This is a genomic window from Streptacidiphilus sp. ASG 303 (genome assembly GCF_020991365.1).
In the GTDB taxonomy this organism is placed as follows: Bacteria; Actinomycetota; Actinomycetes; order Streptomycetales; family Streptomycetaceae; genus Peterkaempfera.
In genome coordinates this window covers 317,301-338,841 of the sequence record NZ_JAJLRA010000002.1, presented here as the reverse complement: position 1 = coordinate 338,841, position 21,541 = coordinate 317,301, and the positions used below count along the sequence as shown (strand labels likewise).

Below are 21,541 nucleotides of genomic sequence, written 5' to 3'. Positions count from 1 at the left end.
TTAACCCTAAACCTCAAGTTTAGGGTTCGGGTCGGCGGTCGGCATTCCGGGGCGCATGCCCCGGAAACGGGCACCCCACCCATCGGCATTCGTCGAACGGCGGTCACCACGCAGCCGTCCGACCCGGTACACCGAGGCGAGAGGCCTTCGACGTGGCAGCACCGCAGAACTACCTCGCAGTCATCAAGGTCGTCGGTATCGGCGGCGGTGGCGTGAACGCCATCAACCGGATGATCGAGGTCGGGCTCAAGGGCGTCGAGTTCATCGCGATCAACACCGATGCACAGGCCCTCCTGATGAGCGACGCCGACGTCAAGCTCGACGTGGGCCGCGAACTCACCAGGGGTCTCGGCGCCGGCGCCAACCCCGACGTCGGCCGCAAGGCCGCCGAGGACCACCGCGAGGAGATCGAGGAGGTCCTCAAGGGGGCCGACATGGTCTTCGTCACCGCCGGCGAGGGCGGCGGCACCGGCACCGGCGGCGCGCCCGTCGTCGCCAACATCGCCCGCTCGCTGGGCGCCCTGACCATCGGCGTGGTCACCCGCCCCTTCACGTTCGAGGGCCGCCGCCGCGCCAACCAGGCGGAGGACGGCATCGCGCAGCTGCGCGAGGAGGTCGACACCCTCATCGTCATCCCCAACGACCGGCTGCTGTCCATCTCGGACCGCCAGGTCAGCGTGCTGGACGCGTTCCGCTCCGCCGACCAGGTGCTGCTCTCCGGCGTCCAGGGCATCACCGACCTCATCACCACCCCCGGCCTGATCAACCTCGACTTCGCCGACGTCAAGTCCGTCATGTCGGACGCCGGTTCGGCCCTCATGGGCATCGGCTCCGCCCGCGGCGAGGACCGCGCCAAGGCCGCGGCCGAGATGGCGATCTCCTCCCCGCTGCTGGAGGCGTCCATCGACGGCGCCCGCGGTGTGCTGCTCTCCATCTCCGGCGGCTCCGACCTCGGCCTCTTCGAGATCAACGAGGCGGCCCAGCTGGTCAGCGAGGCCGCCCACCCGGAGGCCAACATCATCTTCGGCGCCGTCATCGACGACGCGCTCGGCGACGAGGTCCGGGTGACGGTGATCGCGGCCGGGTTCGACGGCGGGCAGCCCCCGGCCATCGTCCGCGAGCCGGTGGTCAAGGCCGGTCCGGCGGACCGCGACCGCGACCGCCCGGCCGCGCCCTCGCGCCCCTCCTACGGCGGCCTCGGCTCGGTGGCCCCGGCCGCCGACGAGATGCCGGCCGCCCGCACCGAGCCCGCCCCGGTGGCGCCGCCGGTCCCGCCGCAGATGCCCCCGGTGCAGCGGCCCTACGTGGAGACGCCGGCCGAGGAGCTGGACGTCCCGGACTTCCTCAAGTGACCGCTCCGGCAGCACCGATAGCCGCACCGCCCGCCGCACGACCGGGGAGCAGCGCGTGATCGGGGAGCGGATCGACCGCGACGGGGCTCACTTCGCCTTCACCGACCGGTGGGGCGGGGTGAGCTCCGCTCCGTACGGCGAGCTCAACCTCGGCGGGGCCGTCGGCGACGACCCCGCCGACGTGCGCCGCAACCGGGCGCTCGCCGCCGGGGCCCTCGGCCTCGACCCGGCCGACGTGGTCTGGATGAACCAGGTCCACGGCCGCGACGTCGCCGAGGCGACCGGCCGTCAGGCCGACGGGGAGGCACCCCGGGTGGACGCCCTGGTGACCGCCCGGCCCGGCCTCGCCCTCGCCGTGCTCACCGCCGACTGCACCCCGGTGCTGCTGGCCGACCCCGTCGCCGGGGTGGCCGCCGCCGCCCACGCCGGGCGCCCCGGCCTCGCCGCCGGGGTCGTCCCCGCCGCCGTCGCCGCGATGGTGCGGCTCGGCGCCCGACCCGGGCGGATCACCGCCGTGACCGGGCCCGCCGTCTGCGGCCACTGCTACGAGGTGCCCGAGGCGCTGCGCGCCGAGGTCGCCGCCGCCGTCCCGGCCGCGCACGCCGCCACCTCCTGGGGCACCCCGGCCCTGGACGTGCCGGGCGGGGTCGCCGCCCAGCTCGCCGAGGCCGGCGTCACCGACCTGCGCCGCTCCCCGGTCTGCACCCTGGAGTCGGCGGACCACTTCTCCTACCGCCGCGAGCAGCGCACCGGGCGCCTCGCGGGCTACGTCTGGCTGGACCCCCGATCGACATGAACGACGACCTCGACGGCCCGCACCCCGGCGGGCCGGCACTCCCCCCGCCCCCCGAGGGAGCGGCCCCCGCCCTGCGGGAGCGCCACCGGCAGCTCGCCGCGAACCTCGCCGCCGTCGAGCGGCGGATCGCCGCCGCGTGCGCCGCCGCCGGCCGCGCCCGCGACGAGGTCTCCCTCGTCGTGGTGACCAAGACCTATCCGGCCGAGGACACCCGGCTGCTGAGCGCGCTCGGGGTGTCCGACGTCGCCGAGAACCGCGACCAGGACGCCGCCCCCAAGGCCGAGGCCTGCGCGGACCTGCCGCTCACCTGGCACTTCGTCGGACAGCTGCAGACCAACAAGGCCCGCTCCGTCGTCCGGTACGCGGACTGGGTGCACTCCGTCGACCGGCCGCGGCTGGTCGACGCCCTCTCCGCCGCGGTCGTGCGCGCGGAGCGGCCCGACCTCGGCTGCCTGGTGCAGGTGGCGCTCGACCGCGAGGCGGGGGCGGGCGGAGGCCGCGCCGGGGTGACCCCGGAGGAGGTCGCGGCGCTCGCGGACATGATCGCCGACGCGCCCGGGCTGCGGCTGGGGGGTGTGATGACCGTCGCACCCCTGGCGGGCCGTTACGCGGGCGATCCGGCGGCCGCCTTCGGGCGGCTGGCGGAAATCGCAACCGCCGTACGGGCGGTGCATCCCGGTGCCACGATGGTCTCCGCGGGCATGAGTGGCGACCTCGAGGAGGCCGTTGCGGCCGGTGCGACACATGTGCGCGTCGGAACGGCGGTGCTCGGTGCGCGGCCACCCCTCCGGTAACGTCACCGATGAGTAGATCAGACCACAGGACAAAATAGGACAAAAGTGGTCGCAGCCACCTCTCGGCCGCGACCTGTGGATCGCATGTCCGCGGCCGCGCACGGGATCTGACCCATGGTCGGGCCCGGGCGGACCGCGGTCCCGACCGTGGGCGTCCCGCCGACGGCGGGGTCCGGCCGGTGACGGGCCGATCCACCACAGAGCGGAGGACAGGAGTATGGCCGGCGCTATGCGCAAGATGGCGGTCTACCTCGGCCTCGTGGAGGACGAGACCTACGACGGCCAGGGGTACGACCCCGACGACGACTACGACGCGGACCCCGAGCCGCTCCGCACCGGGCGCACCGAGGAGGTGCCCCGGCAGGCCGCCGCGCCCGCACAGCCGGTGCCGCACGCCGCCCCCGTGCCGGAGCGGCCGGTGCCGGTCCGCCAGGAGCCGGTGCGGATGGCCCCGGTGTCGTCCATCACACCCGAACGCCGCCACGTGGAGAAGAGCGCCCCGGTGATCATGCCCAAGGTCGTCAACGAGCGAGAGCCCTACCGCATCACCACGCTCCACCCCCGAACGTACAACGAGGCCCGCACCATCGGGGAGCACTTCCGCGACGGGACCCCCGTGATCATGAATCTCACGGAGATGGACGACACCGACGCCAAGCGCCTCGTAGACTTCGCGGCTGGGCTCGTCTTCGGCCTCCACGGCAGCATCGAGCGGGTGACGCAGAAGGTGTTCCTCCTGTCTCCTGCTAACGTCGATGTCACGGCGGAGGACAAGGCGCGCATCGCCGAGGGTGGGTTCTTCAACCAGAGCTGACCCGGCCGCGACACCACGTGCGGATCCGCTGACAGCAAGTGACGTCCGGAACGAACAGGAAGAGGGAGGGGAAGGCGCGATGGGCATCGTGTCGGCAGTGCTCTTCTACGCACTGACCGCTTTCCTCGTCATCCTGCTCTTCCGGCTGGTGATGGACTGGGTCTTCCAGTTCGCCCGGTCCTGGCACCCGGGCAAGGCCATGGTTGTGGTCCTGGAGGCCACGTACACTGTCACGGATCCGCCGCTCAAGCTTCTGCGGCGGTTCATTCCGCCGCTGCGTCTCGGGGGCGTGGCGCTCGACCTGTCCTTCTTCGTATTGATGATCATTGTGTATGTCCTGAGGTCGCTCGTTGCGCAGTTCATGTGGCTGTCATGAGACAGGACACCGGTGTGCCGACGATCACGTTGAGGTGAAGAGATGCCGTTGACCCCCGAGGACGTTCGTAACAAGCAGTTCACGACCGTCCGCCTCCGCGAAGGCTATGACGAGGACGAGGTCGATGCCTTCCTCGACGAGGTCGAAGCAGAGCTGACCCGTCTGCTCCGCGAGAACGAGGACCTGCGCGCCAAGCTGGCCGCGGCGACCCGTGCCGCCGCGCAGAACCAGCAGAACATGCGCAAGGAGCAGGACCAGCAGCAGCGTCCGGGCGCCCCCGTCCCCGCTGCCATATCGGGCCCCCCCGTGCCGGGCCAGCAGCAGATGCCGCAGCAGATGGGCGGCCCCCAGCAGCTCGGCCTGCCCCCGGGCGGCCAGCAGCAGCACCAGCAGCAGATGGGCGGCCCCCCGCAGCTCCCGGCCGGCCCCGGCGGCCAGCCGATGCCGCAGCAGATGGGCGGCCCCATGGGCGGTCCGATGGGCCACGGCGGTCCGATGGGCGGCCCCATGGGCGGTCCGATGGGCGGCCCCATGGGTCACGGCGGCCCGCAGCCGCACATGCCCCAGCAGCAGGGCCCCGGCGGCGACAGCGCCGCCCGCGTGCTCGCCCTCGCCCAGCAGACCGCCGACCAGGCGATCGCCGAGGCCCGCTCCGAGGCCAACAAGATCGTCGGCGAGGCCCGCAGCCGCGCCGAGGGCCTGGAGCGCGACGCCCGGTCCAAGGCCGACGCGCTGGAGCGTGACGCGCAGGAGAAGCACCGCGTCGCCATGGGCTCCCTGGAGTCGGCCCGCGCCACGCTGGAGCGCAAGGTCGAGGACCTGCGCGCCTTCGAGCGCGAGTACCGCACCCGCCTGAAGTCGTACCTGGAGACGCAGCTGCGCCAGCTGGAGTCGCAGGCCGACGACTCGCTCGCCCCGCCGCGGACACCGGCCACGGCCTCGCTGCCCCCGGCGGCGTCGATGGCCCCGGCCGGCGCCCCGTCGGGCATGGGCGGCCAGACCTTCGGCGGCCAGCAGTCCTTCGGCGGCGGCAACGGCGGCCAGCCGAGCTTCGGCGGCCAGTCGTCGTTCGGCGGCGGCAACGGCGGCCAGCCGAGCTTCGGCGGCGGCAACGGCTCCCCGATGGCCCCGGCGGGCATGACCCAGCCGATGGCCGCGGTGCGCCCGCAGCCCCCGCAGCCGCTGCAGCAGGCCCCGACCCCGATGCGCGGCTTCCTCATCGACGAGGAGAACGACAACTGAGGTCCGGTCGGCCGTGATCTGAGACACGCCGAGGGCGCCCCCGCTGCACCGCAGCGGGGGCGCCTTCGTGTCCGGGTCCTCGTGTCCGGGTCCTCGTGTCCGGGCCCTCGTGTCCGGGTCCTCGTGTCCGGGTCCTCGTGTCCGGGTCCTCGTGTCCGGGGTCCGCGGGCGCCGGACACGCCCGGGGGCCGGCCCCGGGCGCCGAGGAGCCGGACACGAAGGAGCCGCCGCCCCCGGACCGGGGGCGACGGCTCCTTCACGTGCGGTCAGGCCGTCCGGCCCCGCCGTGCGGTCGGGCCGCACGGCGGGGCCGTGCGGTTCAGGCCCTGCGGAGGCGGAAGGACAGGCCCAGCGCCTCGTCCGTGAACGGCTCGGACTCCCAGTCCGCGACGCCCTCGGCGAAGTCCACGGCCAGGACCTCGTCGGCGACCAGGGCGGCGTGCTCGGCGAGCGCGGCCGCGGTCTCGGCGTCGGTGGCGGTCCACCGCAGCACGATGCGGTCGGCGACCTCCAGGCCGCTGGCCTTGCGGGCCTCCTGGACCTGGCGGACCACGTCGCGGGCGACGCCGGTGCGGCGCAGCTCGGGGGTGATGTGCAGGTCCAGGGCGACGGTCGCGCCGGACTCGTTGGCCACCGCCCAGCCCTCGCGCGGGGTCTCGGTGACGACGACCTCGTCCGGGGTGAGCACGACCGCCTCGCCGTCGACCTCGACCGTCGCGGTGCCGTCCGTGCGCAGGGCGGTGGAGAGCGCGGCCGCGTCGGCGGCGGCGACGGCCTTGGCCACGGCCTGCACGCCCTTGCCGAACCGCCTGCCCAGCGCCCGGAAGTTGGCCTTGGCGGTGGTGTCCACCAGGGAGCCGCCGACCTCGCTGAGCGAGGCCAGTTCGGAGACGTTCAGCTCCTCGGCGATCTGGGCGCGCAGCTCGGCCGGCAGGTCCTCCCAGCCCTGGGCGGCGACCAGGGCCCGGGAGAGCGGCTGACGGGTCTTCACGCCGGAGTCGGCCCGGGTGGCCCGGCCGAGCTCCACCAGCCGCCGGACCAGCGCCATGCGGCGGGAGAGGTCGGCGTCGACCAGCGCCTCGTCGGCCTCCGGCCAGGTGGACAGGTGCACCGAGGCGGGGGCGTCCGGGGTGACGGGCGCCACCAGGTCCTGCCAGACCCGCTCGGTGATGAACGGGACCAGCGGCGCCATGAGCCGCGTCACGGTCTCCACCACCTCGTGCAGGGTGGCGAGCGCGGCGGGCTCGCCCTGCCAGAAGCGGCGGCGGGAGCGGCGCACGTACCAGTTGGACAGGTCGTCGACGAACGCGGAGAGCAGCCGCCCGGCCCGCTGGGTGTCGAAGCCGTCGAGGGCCGCGTCCACCTCGCGCACCAGGATGTTGAGCTCGGAGAGCAGCCAGCGGTCGAGCAGCGGCCGGTCCGCGGGCGCCGGGTCGGCGGCGGAGGGCGCCCAGTCGGCGGTGCGGGCGTACAGGGCCTGGAAGGCGACGGTGTTCCAGTAGGTGAGGAGCGTCTTGCGGACGACCTCCTGGATGGTGCCGTGGCCCACGCGCCGGGCCGCCCACGGCGAGCCGCCGGCCGCCATGAACCACCGCACGGCGTCGGCGCCGTGCTGGTCCATCAGCGGGATGGGCTGCAGGATGTTGCCCAGGTGCTTGGACATCTTGCGGCCGTCCTCGGCGAGGATGTGGCCGAGGCAGACCACGTTCTCGTACGAGGAGCGGTCGAAGACCAGGGTGCCGACGGCCATCAGCGAGTAGAACCAGCCGCGGGTCTGGTCGATGGCCTCGGAGATGAACTGCGCCGGGTAGCGCTTCTCGAACAGCTCCTTGTTGCGGTACGGGTAGCCCCACTGCGCGAACGGCATGGAGCCCGAGTCGTACCAGGCGTCGATGACCTCGGGCACCCGGGTCGCGGTCGCGCCGCAGTCGGGGCAGCCGAAGGTGACGTCGTCGATGTACGGGCGGTGCGGGTCCAGCTCCGACAGGTCGCGGCCGGCGAGCTCCCCGAGTTCGGCGCGGGAGCCGACGCAGGTGAGGTGGCCCTCCTCGCAGGTCCACACCGGCAGCGGGGTGCCCCAGTAGCGCTTGCGGCTCAGCGCCCAGTCGACGTTGTTGTTCAGCCAGTCGCCGAAGCGGCCGTGCTTGATGTTCTCCGGGAACCAGTTGGTGTTCTCGTTCTCGCGGAGCAGGGCGTCCTTGACGGCGGTGGTGCGGATGTACCAGGACGGCTGCGCGTAGTAGAGCAGCGCGGTGTGGCAGCGCCAGCAGTGCGGGTAGCTGTGCTCGTACGGCAGGTGGCGGAAGAGCAGGCCGCGGGCCTGGAGGTCGGCGACCAGGGCCTCGTCGGCCTTCTTGAAGAAGACGCCGCCGACCAGCGGGACCTGCTCCTCGAAGGTGCCGTCGGGGCGGACCGGGTTGACCACCGGCAGGCCGTAGGCGCGGCAGACCCGGAGGTCGTCCTCGCCGAAGGCGGGGGACTGGTGGACCAGGCCGCTGCCGTCGTCGGTGGTGACGTAGGTGTCGTTGACGACGTAGTGGGCGTCCTCGATCTCCACCAGGTCGAAGGGGCGCCGGTAGGTCCAGCGCTCCATCTCGCGGCCGGTGAAGGCCTGCCCGGTGGCGGTCCAGCCCTCGCCGAGCGCCTTGGCCAGCAGCGGCTCCGCGACGACCAGCCGCTCGCTGCCGTCGGTGGCCACCACGTAGGTCACCTCGGGGTGGGCGGCGACGGCGGTGTTGGACACCAGCGTCCAGGGGGTGGTCGTCCAGACCAGCAGCGAGGCCTCGCCGGCCAGCGGGCCGGAGGTGAGCGGGAAGCGGACGTACACCGAGGGGTCGACGACCGTCTCGTAGCCCTGGGCCAGCTCGTGGTCGGACAGGCCGGTGCCGCAGCGCGGGCACCAGGGGGCGACGCGGTGGTCCTGCACCAGCAGGCCCTTGTCGAAGATCTGCTTGAGCGACCACCACACGGACTCGATGTAGTCGGGGTCCATGGTGCGGTAGGCCTGGTCCATGTCGACCCAGTAGCCCATGCGCTCGGTGAGCTCGGCGAAGGCGTCGGTGTGGCGGGTCACCGAGGCGCGGCACTTCTCGTTGAACTCGGCGATGCCGTACGCCTCGATGTCCTGCTTGCCGGTGAAGCCCAGCTCCTTCTCCACCGCGAGCTCCACCGGCAGGCCGTGGCAGTCCCAGCCCGCCTTGCGGCCGACGTGGTAGCCCTTCATGGTGCGGTAGCGGGGGAAGACGTCCTTGAAGACGCGGGCCTCGATGTGGTGGGCGCCGGGCATGCCGTTGGCGGTCGGCGGGCCCTCGTAGAAGACCCACTCGGGGCGGCCCTCGGACTGCTCCAGGCTGCGCTGGAAGATCTTCTCGTCCCGCCAGAAGGCGAGCACCTCGTGCTCCAGGGCGGGCAGGTCGACCTGCGCGGGTACGGCCCGGTAGCGGGGCTCTTCGGCAGTGGTCATCGCGGGGGCCTTCCTCCGGCGGACGCGTGTCGTGACGGCTTCCGACGGAGGGACGAGACGGCGTGCGCCGGCCCGCGGTACCACCCTCCTTGGCCGGGTGCCGCCTGCGCGTTCCCCGACCCACTCGTTTGTGCTTGCTGCCGGTTCTACCGGGCCGCGGCCTGGGGCCTGGGCCGTTCTTCCGGCGGCTCCGGGGTGATCTTCCCGCCGCGCACGCCCCCGGGCTCCCACCGTCCCCGGTTCGCTGCTGGCTGCGTGCGGAGGTACTCGTCCCATCGACGCCTCGCAGCAGCAGTGTATAGGCCGGTGCCACCGCTTTCCCCGGACCGGCCGGTAACGGCCACGGAATGCGGTTAGTGGGTGACGTTCTGGGCACAAACCCGTCAGACCTGGGGAGGGACTCCCCGGGTGGACATCTGATGTTGCCGGAATGTCCGGTTGTGGCACGAATCGCATCGAATTATCGTTCCGGCACTGAGCGGTCCGGGAACCTCCGGGCCACCGTCATTCGTGAAGGGGTCGTAGCCATGGCTGAGAAGGCTGAGAACGGGACCACCGCCGTCCGGCGGGCCCGCAGGGCCGTGGCGGACCCGGGGGAGGGGACTGTGACCACCCGCCGCAAGACCGGCACCGCCGCCGCACGGCCCGCGGCGACCACCCGCACCCACGCGCCGGCCGCGGCCGGCGCCGCCGCCGTCGCCGCGCCCGACCCCGGGCCGCTCGACCCGGCGCAGCTCCCCGTCCGCCCCGGCGAGGACCACTGGACGGCCGCCGAGGTCGACGAGCTGCGCGACGAGCTGACCGTCGAAGCCGCCCGGCTGCGCGAGGAGATCGACACCTCCGAGGCCGCCATCTCCGGCATGATGCGCGACTCCGGCGACGGCGCCGGCGACGACCAGGTGGACGCGGGGACCAAGAACATCTCCCGCGAGCACGAGCTGGCCCTCGCCAACAACGCCCGCGACATGCTCGCCCAGACCGAGCGCGCCCTCGCCCGCCTGCACGCCAACGCCTTCGGCCTCTGCGAGTCCTGCGGCCAGGCCGTCGGCAAGGCCAGGCTGCAGGCGTTCCCCCGGGCGACGCTCTGCGTCCAGTGCAAGGCGAAGCAGGAGCGCCGCTAGCCCCCGCCCGCCCGGCCGGTGCGGACCGGGCCGCCCCGCGGCGGCCCGGTGCCGTACCCTCGACCTCGACAGCGCCGCCCCGGCCCCGGGGCCGGTCCCCACCTTCCCTCCTTGCCCGCCTTCGGTCAGGAGGGGCCCACCCGGCAGCGGAGCGGATCATCAGTACGCCAGGTTCCCACCAGACCCAGGACGGCGCGGCCCAGGGCGGTCCGACCCGGCACGGCGCAGGCCAGGACGGCACAGGGCAGGACGGCACCGCCCCCGCCGCGGAGGACGGGACCGCCGAGGACCGGGACGGACGCGCGGCGCACCGCCGCCGCCGGGTCGCCGTGCTCCTCGCCGTCGCCCTCGTCGCCTACCTGGTCGACCTCGGCAGCAAGCTGCTCGTCGTCTCCGGCCTCGAGGGCCACGCCCCCATCAGGGTCATCGGCGACGTGCTCACCTTCCAGGTCATCCGCAACCCCGGCGCGGCCTTCGGCATGGGCCAGGCGCTGACCATCGTCTTCACCCTCATCGCCGCCTCGGTGATCGTCGTCATCTGGCGCATCGCCCGCAAGCTGCACAGCCTGCCCTGGGCGGTCGCGCTCGGCCTGCTGCTCGGCGGCGCCCTCGGCAACCTCACCGACCGCCTCTTCCGCGGTCCGGCCGTCTTCCGCGGGCACGTCGTCGACTTCGTCTCGCTCCAGCACTTCGCCGTCTTCAACCTGGCCGACTCGGCCATCGTCTGCGGCGGCGTGCTGGTGGTCCTGCTCTCCTTCCGCGGCTCCAACCCCGACGGCACCGTCCACCGCGACCGGGACGACCGGGGCGACCGGGACGCCGCGGAGGAGCCGGCCGGCGCCGCGGAGGAGGGCCGCCAGGGCTGAGCGGGCCCGCCCCGCCGGTCCGGCCCCCGGTCCTGCCGCCGGGTCCCGCCGCCCGGGGCGGGCAGCCGGGCCCCCGCGGTCCGGCATACTCGTTCAGGTGAGCACCGCAGCGCAGATCCGCACCCTGCCCGTACCCGACGGCCTGGAGGGCGAGCGTCTCGACGCCGCCCTCTCCCGCATGTTCGGCTTCTCCCGCACCAAGGCCGCCGAGCTCGCCTCCGACGGCAAGGTCCGGGTCGACGGGGCGACGGCGGGCAAGTCCGACCGGGTCACCGCCGGTGCCTGGCTGGAGGTGGAGATCCCGGCCCCGCCGGCCCCCGTGCAGGTCGTCGCCGAGCCCGTCGAGGGCATGCGGATCGTCCACGACGACGACCACATCGTCGTCGTCGACAAGCCGGTCGGCGTCGCCGCCCACCCCAGCCCCGGCTGGACCGGCCCCACCGTCATCGGCGGCCTCGCCGCCGCCGGCTACCGCATCTCCACCTCCGGGGCGGCCGAGCGCCAGGGCATCGTGCACCGCCTGGACGTGGGCACCTCCGGCCTGATGGTCGTCGCCAAGTCCGAGCTCGCCTACAGCCTGCTCAAGCAGCAGTTCCGCGAGCGCACCGTCGACAAGCGGTACAACGCCCTCGTCCAGGGCCACCCGGACCCGATGCGCGGCACCGTCGACGCCCCCATCGACCGGCACCCCACCGCCGACTGGAAGTGGGCCGTCGTCGCCTCCGGCAAGCCGTCGGTCACCCACTACGACCTCATCGAGGCCTTCCGCGCGGCCTCCCTGCTCGACATCAAGCTGGAGACCGGGCGCACCCACCAGATCCGGGTGCACATGGCCGCGCTCCGCCACCCCTGCGCCGGCGACCTCACGTACGGCGCCGACCCCGTCCTCGCCAAGCGGCTCGGCCTCACCCGGCAGTGGCTGCACGCGGTCCACCTCGGCTTCGAGCACCCCTCGGACGGCCAGTGGGCCGAGTTCGCCAGCGAGTACCCCGAGGACCTGGCCAGGGCCCTCGACGTCATCTCCGCGGAGAGCTGAGTGGACGCACCCCTCCGCACCGCCGACGCCCCCGTCGCCCGCCCCTCCGAGGGCGTCCGCCCCGACGGCGTCCGCGTCCGCACCGCCGACGGCCCCGCCGACATGGAGCTCGTGCACCGCGTGCGCCGCGAGGTCTTCGTCGTCGAGCAGGGCATCGCCGAGGAGGAGGAGTGGGACGACCTCGACCCGCTCTGCCTCCACCTGCTCGCCACCGGGCCCGGCGGCGAGCCCCTGGGCACCGGCCGCGTCGTGCACGGCGCGCCCGCCCGCGAGCAGGCCGGCCGGGACGGGGCCGTCCTGCTCGGCCGCCTCGCGGTCCTGCCCGCCGCCCGGGGCACCGGGCTCGGCGCCGCCCTGGTCCGCGAGGTCGAGCGGGCCGCCCGGGAGCTCGGCGCGCGGGAGGTGGAGCTGCACGCCCAGGTCTCCGCGATCGGCTTCTACGAGCGGCTCGGCTACACCGCCCGCGGCCCCGAGTACCTGGACGCGGGCATCCCGCACCGCACCATGAGCCGCCCGCTGGACGGCCCCGGGGCGGCCTGACCCGTCCCGCGCGCACGGCGCCCGGCCCCGCGGGGCCGGGCGCCGTGCCGATCTCAGCCGCGCGGGTCGCCGCCCCCGCCCCCGGCGTCCCCGGTCCCCCCGTCGCCGCCCTTCGCCAGGGAGACGCCGTCGGGGGAGCCGGCCGGCGAGCCGGTGTGGCGGGGCGGCTCCCCGTCGTGGCCGGCCTCGGCGAGCACCCGCTCCCGCCGCCGGTACTCCGGCTCCCGCCGCCGGTACTCCGGCTCCCGCCGCCGGTACTCCGGCTCCCGGCCGCCGTCCCCGGGCCGCTCCCCGTCCCGGGGCCAGGCGTGCCCGTCCCCGGCCGGGCCGCCGGGCCGCTGCCGGGGCAGGCCGACCGGGCCCGGGGCGGGGGAGGTGGCGATCCTCGGCAGCGCCTCCGGGTGGGTGCGGCGCAGCCAGTCGACCAGCCGCTCCCGCACCTCGCAGCGGAGCGTGAAGGCGTCGTCGGCGTCCCGCGCGGTCATCAGCGCCCGCACCACGATGCCGCTCGGCGTGGTGTCGGTCACCTGGAGCGCCGAGCCCACGCCGTCCCAGAGCGGCGACTCCTTCATCAGCCGGTCGAACTCCTCGCGCAGCTCCGCCACCGGTGTGGCGTGGTCCAGGTGGAGGATCACCGTGCCGGTCATCCGGGGGTCGTTGCGCGACCAGTTCTCGAACGGCCTCCCCGCGAAGTACGACACCGGCATGACGATCCGCCGCTGGTCCCAGGTGGCCAGGACCAGGTAGGTGAGGGTGATCTCCTCCACCGTCCCCCACTCGCCCTCGACCACCACGACGTCGCCGATCCGCACCATGTCGCCGAAGGCCACCTGGAGCCCGGCGAAGAGGTTCGCCAGCGTGGACTGCGCCGCGACGCCGGCGACCACGCCGATCAGGCCCGCCGAGGCCAGCAGGCTCGTGCCCACCGCCCGCACGCCCGGGAAGGTCATCAGCATGCAGGCCAGGGCGATCAGCACCACCATGACCGTGGTGACCCGGCGGAGCATGCCCGCCTGGGTGCGCACCCGCCGCACCCGCGCCGGGTCCCGCCGGACGGCCGCGTAGCGGTTGAAGGAGGTGTTGATCAGCAGCGCCGCGACCCGGGAGACCAGCCACGCCGCCACCCCGATCAGGAACAGCGCCAGCAGGTGCCGCAGCGGCCCGCGCACCCCGTCCGGGAGCTCCGCGGCCCGTTCGCCGGCGAGCAGCACCATCGAGCCGACGGTGAGCAGGAACGGCGCCCGGCACCGCCGCAGCAGCGCCCAGAGCGGGTTGTCCGGGCGGCCTGCCGCCATCCTCCCCACCAGCAGCTCGGCGGCCTTCCCCAGCGCCAGCGTCACCAGCACCGTGCCCACCAGCACCAGTCCCGGCCTCAGCACGCTCCACGGATCCACGGTCGGCCCTCTCCTCTCCTCGGCTCTCCTCGGCCCGCCTGCCTCCCGGCCCTCCGGCTCCTCGGCGCACCGCGATCCGGTTACCCCTTGCCGGGCGGGCGGGCCGAACACGCGGTCGGTGGCGTGGCGCGGCCCACACCGGGCCCGGGTCCCCGCAGGGCCCGGATCCCCGCCGGGCCCGGTGCCGAGGGCCGCGCCGGGCGCCGTCACCGGGGCCGGTTAGGATCACCGGTCATGGACCTCGGCGGCCGCCTGCGGCGGTGGTGGACGGGGCGGCCGCGCCGCTCCCGGCGGCTCGCGGCCGCCGTGCTCGCCCTGGCCCTCGCGGCCGGGACCGTCGGCGTGTGGACCGCCGCCGCCTCCGGCGGCGGGCCGCCGGTCCGCGTCGAGCAGCGCTTCCTGGAGCTTCCGGAGGCCCCCGGGAGCGCCCGGAAGGTCCGCATCGACACCTCCTTCCTCACCGCGGGCCCCGCGGGGCGCCGCCCCGCGGTGCTGCTCGCGCACGGCTTCGGCGGCTCCAAGGACGGCGTGCGGGCGCAGGCGGAGCAGCTCGCCCGCGCCGGGTACGCGGTGCTGACCTGGTCCGCCCGCGGCTTCGGCCGCTCCGGGGGCCGGATCGGCCTGGACGCGCCCGACGCCGAGGTGCAGGACGTCCGCGGCCTCGTCGACTGGCTGGCCACCCGGCCGGAGGTCCGGCTCGACGCCCCGGGCGACCCCCGGGTCGGCGTCACCGGCGCCTCCTACGGCGGCGCGGTCGCGCTGCTCGCCGCCGGGTACGACCGCCGCATCGACGCGATCGCGCCCCAGATCACCTGGTGGGACCTGGCCGGCGCGCTCTTCCCGCAGAACGCGGCCGGCAGCGGTCCGGCCGACGGCGTCCTCAAGAAGCTCTGGACCGGGATCTTCTTCTCCACCGGGTCCACCGACCCCGCCGGGCCGTCCGCACAGGGCGGCCAGGGTGCGCAGGGCGGCCAGGTCGGCCGGGGCGGCCCCGCCGGTCCCGCCGCGCCCGACGCCGCCCCCGGCGCCCGGCCCGGCCCGGCCGCCGCGGACCCCGGCTGCGGCCGCTTCACCGCCGAGCTGTGCGCCATGTACCGCCGGGTCGCGGTCGCCGGACGGCCCGACGCCGCCGCGGTGAGGCTCCTGGAGCGCTCCAGCCCCTCCTCGGTCGCCGGCCGCATCCGCGTCCCCACCCTCGTCGTCCAGGGCCTGCACGACTCGCTCTTCCCCCTCGACCAGGGCGACGCCATCGCCCGCGCCGTCGCCGCGAACGGCGCGCCCGTCGCCGTCGACTGGTACGCGGGCGGCCACGACGGCGGGGACCAGGAGACCGCCCGCGTCCAGCGGCGCGTCACCGCCTGGTTCGACCACCACCTCAAGGGCGGCCACGCCCCCGCCGGCCCCGCCTTCCGCGTCACCCGCACCGGCGGCCTCGACTCCACCGGCGTCCAGTCCGTGCTGCGCGGCGCGACCGCCGACCGCTACCCCGGCCTCGACGGCACCACCGTCCGCACCGTGCCGCTGGCCGGCGGCGAGCAGACCGCCGCCAACCCCCCGGGCGGCTCGCCGCCCGCCGTCTCCACGGTGCCCGGCCTGGCCGCCCTCTCCCGGCTGTCCGCCGTCGGGCCCGGCCTCTCCCTCGACCTCCCGGGCCAGTCCGCCGTCTTCAGCTCCGCGCCGCTCGCCTCCTCCGTCCGGGTCACCGGCGCGCCGCGCCTCTCCGTGCGGGTCCGCGCCGACCGGCCCGACGCCGTGCTCTTCGCCAAGCTCTACGACGTCGCCCCCGACGGCGGCCGCACCCTGCCCCAGCAGCTGGTCGCCCCCTTCCGCGTCACCGGCGCCGACGCCCCGCAGGGCCGCACCGTGCAGGTGAGGCTGCCGGCGATCGACCACGAGTTCACCGCCGGGCACCGCATGGCGGTCGTGTTCGCCAGCACCGACCTCGCCTACGCCTCGCCCGCCGAACCCGCCGCCTACCGTGTCGCGACGGCCGGCCCCGGACTCGCCGTCCCCACCGACCAGGGCCTGCGCACCGCCGCCGCCCCGCTGCCCGCCTGGGTGTGGGCCATGCCCGCCGGAGCGGTCGCCCTCGCCGCCCTGCTGCTGCTCACCGGCCCCGGGCGGCTGCGCCGCACCCCGCGGCCGGACCCGGACCTCGCCGCCGTCCCGCTGCAGATCACCGGCCTGTCCAAGCGCTACGCGGGCGCCGCCGACCGGTACGCCGTCCGCGACCTCTCCTTCCGCGTCGAACAGGGCCAGGTCGTCGGACTCCTGGGCCCCAACGGCGCGGGCAAGACCACCACCCTGCGCATGCTCATGGGCCTCATCCGCCCCGACAGCGGCGAGATCCGCGTCTTCGGCCACGCCGTGCGCAGCGGCGCCCCCGTCCTCTCCCGCGTCGGCGCCTTCGTCGAGGGCGCCGGCTTCCTTCCGCACCTCACCGGCCGCGCCAACCTGCGCCTGTACTGGCAGGCCACCGGCCGCCCCGACGGGGACTCCCACCTGGAGGAGGCGCTGGAGATCGCCGGCCTCGGCGAGGCGCTGGACCGGGCGGTGCGCACCTACTCCCAGGGCATGCGGCAGCGCCTCGCCCTCGCCCAGGCCATGCTGGGCCTGCCCGAGCTGCTCATCCTCGACGAGCCCACCAACGGCCTCGACCCGCCGCAGATCCGCGAGATGCGCGAGGTCATGGTGCGGTACGCCGCCACCGGGCGCACCGTCATCGTCTCCAGCCACCTCCTCTCCGAGGTCGAGCAGAGCTGCACCCACCTCGTCGTCATGGACCGCGGCCGCCTGGTCACCGCCGGGCCCGTCGCGGACATCGTCGGCGCGGGCGACCTGCTGCTCGTCGCCACCCCGGCGCAGGGCCCGGAGGCCCTGGACGCGGGCGGCCGCACCGCCGCCGCGGAGAAGGCCGCCGCCCTCGACGGCGTCGCCTCCGCCGAGGCGGTCGACGCCGGGCTGCTGGTGCGCCTCGACGGCCTGACCGTGCCCGCGCTGGTCGCCGAACTGGTCCGGCTCGGCGTGCCCGTCGAGCGGGTCGGACCGCACCGCCGCCTGGAGGACGCCTTCCTCTCCCTGATCGGAGGACCCGCGTGAGCGCCCCGCAGCCGTCCGCGGCCCCGCCGCCGCAGGCCGGTCCGCCGTCGCCGGCCCGGCAGCAGCCCGGGACCCCGCACGTCCCGCCGCTGGCCGCCCCCGGGCCACCCGACGCCGGGCACGCCCCCGGCTACCGGCCGCGCCGCACCCTGTCCTTCCGGGTGGAGGCCGTGCGCCAGCTGCGCCGCCGCCGCACCCTCGTCATGGCCGCCGTCCTGGCCGGCCTGCCGCTGGTGCTGCTCGCGGCCTTCGCCATCGGCGGCGGCCCCGACCCGAACCGCGGCCGCACCACCCTCATCGACACCGCCACCGCCTCCGGTGCGAACTTCGCCGCCACCGCCCTCTTCGTCTCCACCGGCTTCCTGCTGGTCATCCCGGTGGCGCTGTTCTGCGGCGACACGGTGGCGGCGGAGGCCGGCTGGTCCTCGCTGCGCTACCTGCTCGCGGCCCCCGTGCCGCGCACCCGGCTGCTGGCCGCCAAGCTCTCCGTCGCCCTCGCCTTCAGCGCGGCGGCGGTGGTGCTGCTGCCCGCGGTGGCCCTCGCCGTCGGCACCGCCGCCTACGGCTGGGGCGACCTGAGGCTGCCCACCGGCACCAGCCTGGAGGCCGGGTCGGCGCTGCCACGCCTCGCGATCGCCGTCGGGTACGTCCTGCTCTCGCAGCTGGCCACCGCCGGGCTCGCCTTCTGGCTCTCCACCGCCACCGACGCGCCGCTCGGCGCCGTCGGCGGGGCGGTCTTCCTCACCATCGTCGGCAGCGTGCTGGACGCCGTCACCGCCCTCGGCGACTGGCGCGACCTGCTGCCCGCCCACTGGCAGTACGCCTGGGCGGACGCCCTCCAGCCCCAGCTGGAGTGGGGCGGCATGGTCAAGGGCACGGTGGTCTCCGCCTCCTACGCGGTGGTGCTGCTGGCGCTGGCCTTCCGCGGCTTCCGCGGCAAGGACGTGGTGTCCTGACCGCCCGGCGGCCCGCCGCCGCGGGAACGGCGGCGGGCCGCCGGGTCAGCGGGGCTCCTTGGCCAGGCTGACGCCCCCGGGGGACCGCCGCTGCGCCGGCACCGGCACCCGGGCACCCCGTGCGGCCCGCGGCCCCTCCGCGTCCCGGACCCTCTCGTGGGGGGTCCCCTCCGGCCGGGTCCAGGGCCCCTCCGCCCAGGGCGCCCCGACCCCGTGCTCCTCCGTGCCGCGCTCCTGCGCGGCCTGGTCCTCCGCGCCGTGGCCCTCGGGCCCGCCCGCCGCGACCACGGTCGTGGCGACCCGGGGCAGCGCCTGCGGGTGGCGCTCCCGCACGTACTCCAGCAGGTGCTCGCGGACCGCGCAGCGCAGCGTCCACACGTCGTCCGCGTCCCGCGCCGTCATCAGGGCCCGCACCACCACCGTGGACGGCGTGGTGTCGGTGACCAGCAGGCTCCAGCCCTGCCGGTCCCAGAGCGCGTTGCCGTCCAGGTAGCGCTTCAGCTCGGCCCGCAGCTCGCCGATCGGCGCCGCGTGGTCCAGGTGGAGGATCACCGTGCCGGTCATCCGCGGGTCCTTGCGCGACCAGTTCTCGAACGGCCGCCCGGTGAAGTACGAGACCGGCATGACGATCCGGCGCTGGTCCCAGGTGGTCAGGACCAGGTAGGTGAGGGTGATCTCCTCGATCTGGCCCTGCTGGCCGTTCACCACCACGACGTCGCCGATCCGCACCATGTCGCCGAAGGCGATCTGCAGGCCCGCGAAGAGGTTGCCCAGGGTGGACTGCGCGGCGATGCCCGCGACCACGCCGATCACGCCGGCCGACGCCAGCAGGCTGGTGCCCACCGCGCGGGCCGCCGGGAAGGTCATCAGCGCGGACGCGATCGCGACCAGCACGATCGCGGCCTGGACCACCCGGCGGATCAGCCCGACCTGCGTGCGCATCCGCCGCACCCGGGAGTGGTCGTCCACCGCGTTCTCGTACCGGCCGACCGCCGTGGTCACCAGGGCGCCGGTCACCCGCACCCCCAGCCACCCCGAGGCGGCCATCACCAGCACCAGCAGGGTGTGCCGCGCCGCCGGGTACACCTCGGACGGCAGTCCCGCGGCCGGCAGCGCCGCGTACAGCCACGCCGCCGCCACCAGGGCCTGCAGGGGCATCCGGCAGCGGCGCAGCAGCGGCAGGGTCCGCGAGCCGGGCCGGGAGCCCATCGCCCGTCTCAGCAGCCGGTCCACCCCCCACCCCACCAGGGCGGGCACGGCGACCGCGCAGCACAGCAGGGCCAGGGGGCGCATCACGCTCCACATGGTTGTCGACTTCCGATCGTATGGGCCTACTCGAATGATCTTCGGACATCTTGACGGACCGTCGGGCAGCCGATTACCGCGGACCCTCCCTCACCGGCCATGATGGGGGACAGAACCGGACGACACGCCAGGAAGGGCACCTCCCGTGGCTCGCATCCTCCTCCTCCACTCCGCCTACGGCCTGCGGCCCGCGGTCCGCGCGGCGGCCGACCGGCTGCGCGCCGCCGGCCACGAGGTGCACGTCCCCGACCTCTACGACGGCCGGGTCGTGGACACCGTCGAGGAGGGCATGGCGATCAAGGACGAGATCGGCACCGAGGAGCTGCTGCGCCGCGCCGTGGCCGCCGCCGTCCCCCTGATCGGCACCACCTCCTCCGGCAACGGGGCTGGCCCCGACGCCCCGGGCCTCGTCTACGCCGGCTTCTCCCTCGGCGGCGCCCTCGCCCAGAACCTCGCCCTCGCCGACGAGACCGCCCGCGGCCTGCTGCTCTTCCACGGCACCTCCGACATCCTCGACGACGCCGCCACCTCCGTCCCCGTCCAGCTCCACGTCGCCGAGCCCGACCCGTTCGAGACCGAGGACTGGCTCAACGCCTGGTACCTGCGGATGCGCCGCGCCGGGGCCGACGTCGAGATCCACCGCTACCGCGGGGCCGGCCACCTCTTCACCGACCCGGACCTGCCCGACCACGACGCCGAGGCCGCCGCCCAGGCGTGGGCCGCCGCACTGGACTTCCTGGCGGACATCGACGCCGACGCCTGAGCCGGCGGCCCGGGCGGCGCTCCGCGCCTCCGGGGCCGCGCTCCGGCGGACCGAGGACGCGGACCGGCCGTGCCATGATCTTCGTCCCGTCCCCCGGCACAGGAGCAGACCGTGAGACCCGGCGTCCCGACCGCCCCCCGCCCGACCGCTCCCCGCCCGACCGCTGCCCGCCCGACCGCTGCCCGCCCCACGGCCGCACCCGTCAGGCTCCGCTACCGCGCGGACGCCCGCAGCCGGGCGCTCTCCCTCCTGGCGGGCGGACTGGTGGCCCTGATGGCGACCCCTTCGCTGGTCGACGCGCTCACGCAGGACCCCTGGTCCTACAGCGCGGCCTACCGCCTCGGCGAAGCCCTGGCCGCCGCCCCGTTCCTGATCCTGGCCGCCTACCTCGCCGGCGGCGCCCTCGTGCACACGACCGCCGACGCGGAGGGGATCTCGTACGGGCGCCCGATGCGACGGCGCCGGTCGTGGCGGTGGGCGGAGATCGCCTCGGTCGACGCCGCATCGGCCGTCCACCGCCACGGAGGGTACTGGAACCTGCGGATCACCACCGCGGACGGCACCGCCGTGGTGCTCCCCGCGCCCCTCGCGCACGCCCGCCGGGGCGCCGGGCCCGTCCTGGAGGCCGCAGATGCGCTCCGCGCGCTCCGGTCCGCCGCCGTCGAGCGCGACCGCACCGACGCCTGAGGGCGCCCGGGTGTCCGTCGGCGTGTTCCGCGGACCGCCGCGGCACATGCCACGACCCGCCGTTCCGGCTGCCTCCCGCAGGGGCTCAGGGCCGAAGCGGCGGCATCCGCACCGCGTCGGCCCGGGCGCCCGCCTCACGCAGTGCCGCCGCCATGGCCACCGCGTCCTGCTCCGGCACGTCGGCGAGGACGGTGGCGGGCAGGTCGCCGATGAGGACCTTGCTGCGCCACAGGCTCAGCCCCGTCCGCCGGTGCAGGGCCTTCACCACCTCGACGGGGCGAGGGCCCGGGTCCGTGAGCACCACGCCGTACGGCGGGTCGTCGCACACGAGGGTGAAGTACACCGTCATCGCCCCTCCTCCGTGGACCCCTGTGCAGGGTAGGGCCCGCCCCGGACGGCTCTCGACCCCTCTGGGGTCGACGGGACCGGGGAACCGGGGGGCGGGGGCCGGGACGGCGGGACGCCGCCCGCACCGGTCCGCGCCCCGCGGGCCGGGACGGCCGCACGCGACCCCCGGGGCGGCCGCTCCCACCGCGTCCCGTCACGTCCCGGCGGATGGAACGCCCGGCGGGAGGGGGCCTCGGCCTCGCGGACGGGAACCTGGCGAACTTCCTCTGGGACGGCGACCGCGTCCGCCTCGTGGACTTCGAGATCTCCGGCCGAAGCGACCGCGCCTTCGAGCTGGCCGAGATCGCCGAGCACGTGTCCACGTGGGTGGACGGCACCCTCGACGTGCCGGCCTTCCTCGGCCGCTTCGCCCTCACCCCCGCCGAGGCACGCCGCCTGGAGGACCTCCGCAGGCTCTTCGCCCTGATCCGGCTGCTCATGCTCCTGCCGGACGCCCCGGGTCACGCACGGAACCCGGCGGGCACCCTGGAGCGCCAGGCCCGCCGCCTCCTGGCCCTCCTGGGCTGAGGGCTCCCGCGCGGGCCGCCCG

19 protein-coding genes are annotated in these 21,541 nt (G+C 75.4%); 15 read left to right on the top strand and 4 right to left on the bottom strand.

Features of this window, described 5'->3' with window-relative positions; genetic code table 11:
- Positions 1-152 precede the first annotated feature (152 nt).
- The 6 genes from ftsZ (at position 153) to LO771_RS04150 (ending at position 5,374) form a co-directional block, all read left to right on the top strand.
- Entirely contained in the window at positions 153-1,352 is a 1,200-nt protein-coding gene (gene ftsZ / locus LO771_RS04175; RefSeq protein ID WP_230648201.1) for a cell division protein FtsZ, read from the top strand.
- A gap of 55 nt (positions 1,353-1,407) precedes the next feature.
- The gene (pgeF, locus tag LO771_RS04170; protein WP_230648200.1) at positions 1,408-2,148 is read left to right on the top strand and encodes a peptidoglycan editing factor PgeF; all 741 of its coding nucleotides are present in this window, start codon (positions 1,408-1,410) and stop codon (positions 2,146-2,148) included.
- Entirely contained in the window at positions 2,145-2,942 is a 798-nt protein-coding gene (locus LO771_RS04165; RefSeq protein ID WP_374228059.1) for a YggS family pyridoxal phosphate-dependent enzyme, read from the top strand. Before pgeF ends, LO771_RS04165 begins: the two co-directional genes overlap by 4 nt.
- Before the next feature lie 217 nt (positions 2,943-3,159).
- The gene (locus LO771_RS04160) at positions 3,160-3,756 is read left to right on the top strand and encodes a cell division protein SepF (protein WP_230648199.1); all 597 of its coding nucleotides are present in this window, start codon (positions 3,160-3,162) and stop codon (positions 3,754-3,756) included.
- A 79-nt stretch (positions 3,757-3,835) separates the two neighbouring features.
- Entirely contained in the window at positions 3,836-4,132 is a 297-nt protein-coding gene (locus tag LO771_RS04155; protein WP_230648198.1) for a YggT family protein, read from the top strand.
- Positions 4,133-4,174: 42 nt separating this feature from the next.
- A complete protein-coding gene (locus tag LO771_RS04150) occupies positions 4,175-5,374 on the top strand; it encodes a DivIVA domain-containing protein (RefSeq protein ID WP_230648197.1) in 1,200 nt (399 codons plus the stop codon).
- Between the two features lie 319 nt (positions 5,375-5,693).
- On the opposite strand, the gene ileS is transcribed toward LO771_RS04150, so the two are convergent.
- A complete protein-coding gene (ileS, locus tag LO771_RS04145) occupies positions 5,694-8,837 on the bottom strand; it encodes an isoleucine--tRNA ligase (protein WP_230648196.1) in 3,144 nt (1,047 codons plus the stop codon).
- Between the two features lie 527 nt (positions 8,838-9,364).
- On the opposite strand from ileS, the gene LO771_RS04140 reads away from it, so the two are divergent.
- From LO771_RS04140 to LO771_RS04125, 4 genes are all read left to right on the top strand, one after another.
- Positions 9,365-9,958 (top strand): TraR/DksA family transcriptional regulator, encoded by a 594-nt coding sequence (locus LO771_RS04140; protein ID WP_308188828.1) that lies wholly within the window; start codon positions 9,365-9,367, stop codon positions 9,956-9,958.
- A 155-nt stretch (positions 9,959-10,113) separates the two neighbouring features.
- Entirely contained in the window at positions 10,114-10,824 is a 711-nt protein-coding gene (gene lspA / locus LO771_RS04135) for a signal peptidase II (protein ID WP_230648364.1), read from the top strand.
- 97 nt (positions 10,825-10,921) lie between these two features.
- Positions 10,922-11,860 carry an RluA family pseudouridine synthase gene (locus LO771_RS04130; RefSeq protein WP_230648195.1) on the top strand — a complete coding sequence of 313 codons (939 nt, stop codon included), beginning with the start codon at positions 10,922-10,924 and terminating at the stop codon, positions 11,858-11,860.
- Positions 11,861-11,962: 102 nt separating this feature from the next.
- Positions 11,963-12,400, top strand: a complete 438-nt coding sequence (locus LO771_RS04125) for a GNAT family N-acetyltransferase (protein ID WP_230648363.1) — start codon at positions 11,963-11,965, stop codon at positions 12,398-12,400.
- A gap of 53 nt (positions 12,401-12,453) precedes the next feature.
- On the opposite strand, the gene LO771_RS04120 is transcribed toward LO771_RS04125, so the two are convergent.
- Positions 12,454-13,794: a mechanosensitive ion channel family protein gene (locus LO771_RS04120; RefSeq protein ID WP_230648194.1), complete on the bottom strand. Its 1,341-nt coding sequence runs from the start codon at positions 13,792-13,794 to the stop codon at positions 12,454-12,456.
- A gap of 234 nt (positions 13,795-14,028) precedes the next feature.
- Between LO771_RS04120 and LO771_RS04115 the strand changes: the two genes are divergently transcribed.
- Both LO771_RS04115 and LO771_RS04110 read left to right on the top strand, forming a co-directional pair.
- Positions 14,029-16,893, top strand: a complete 2,865-nt coding sequence (locus LO771_RS04115; protein WP_230648193.1) for an alpha/beta fold hydrolase — start codon at positions 14,029-14,031, stop codon at positions 16,891-16,893.
- A gap of 89 nt (positions 16,894-16,982) precedes the next feature.
- Positions 16,983-17,849 carry an ABC transporter permease gene (locus LO771_RS04110; RefSeq protein ID WP_230648361.1) on the top strand — a complete coding sequence of 289 codons (867 nt, stop codon included), beginning with the start codon at positions 16,983-16,985 and terminating at the stop codon, positions 17,847-17,849.
- Positions 17,850-17,894: 45 nt separating this feature from the next.
- On the opposite strand, the gene LO771_RS04105 is transcribed toward LO771_RS04110, so the two are convergent.
- Entirely contained in the window at positions 17,895-19,142 is a 1,248-nt protein-coding gene (locus LO771_RS04105; RefSeq protein ID WP_230648360.1) for a mechanosensitive ion channel family protein, read from the bottom strand.
- A 157-nt stretch (positions 19,143-19,299) separates the two neighbouring features.
- Between LO771_RS04105 and LO771_RS04100 the strand changes: the two genes are divergently transcribed.
- Together LO771_RS04100 and LO771_RS04095 are read left to right on the top strand one after the other, a co-directional pair.
- On the top strand, positions 19,300-19,917 hold the full coding sequence (locus tag LO771_RS04100) for a dienelactone hydrolase family protein (RefSeq protein WP_230648192.1): 618 nt from the start codon (positions 19,300-19,302) through the stop codon (positions 19,915-19,917).
- Between the two features lie 111 nt (positions 19,918-20,028).
- The gene (locus LO771_RS04095) at positions 20,029-20,604 is read left to right on the top strand and encodes a PH domain-containing protein (protein WP_230648191.1); all 576 of its coding nucleotides are present in this window, start codon (positions 20,029-20,031) and stop codon (positions 20,602-20,604) included.
- Between the two features lie 85 nt (positions 20,605-20,689).
- Here LO771_RS04095 and LO771_RS04090 read toward each other — a convergent pair whose 3' ends face one another.
- Positions 20,690-20,953 carry a ribosomal protein L7/L12 gene (locus tag LO771_RS04090; RefSeq protein WP_230648190.1) on the bottom strand — a complete coding sequence of 88 codons (264 nt, stop codon included), beginning with the start codon at positions 20,951-20,953 and terminating at the stop codon, positions 20,690-20,692.
- A gap of 206 nt (positions 20,954-21,159) precedes the next feature.
- On the opposite strand from LO771_RS04090, the gene LO771_RS04085 reads away from it, so the two are divergent.
- Positions 21,160-21,519: an aminoglycoside phosphotransferase gene (locus LO771_RS04085; protein ID WP_230648189.1), complete on the top strand. Its 360-nt coding sequence runs from the start codon at positions 21,160-21,162 to the stop codon at positions 21,517-21,519.
- Positions 21,520-21,541 lie beyond the last annotated feature (22 nt).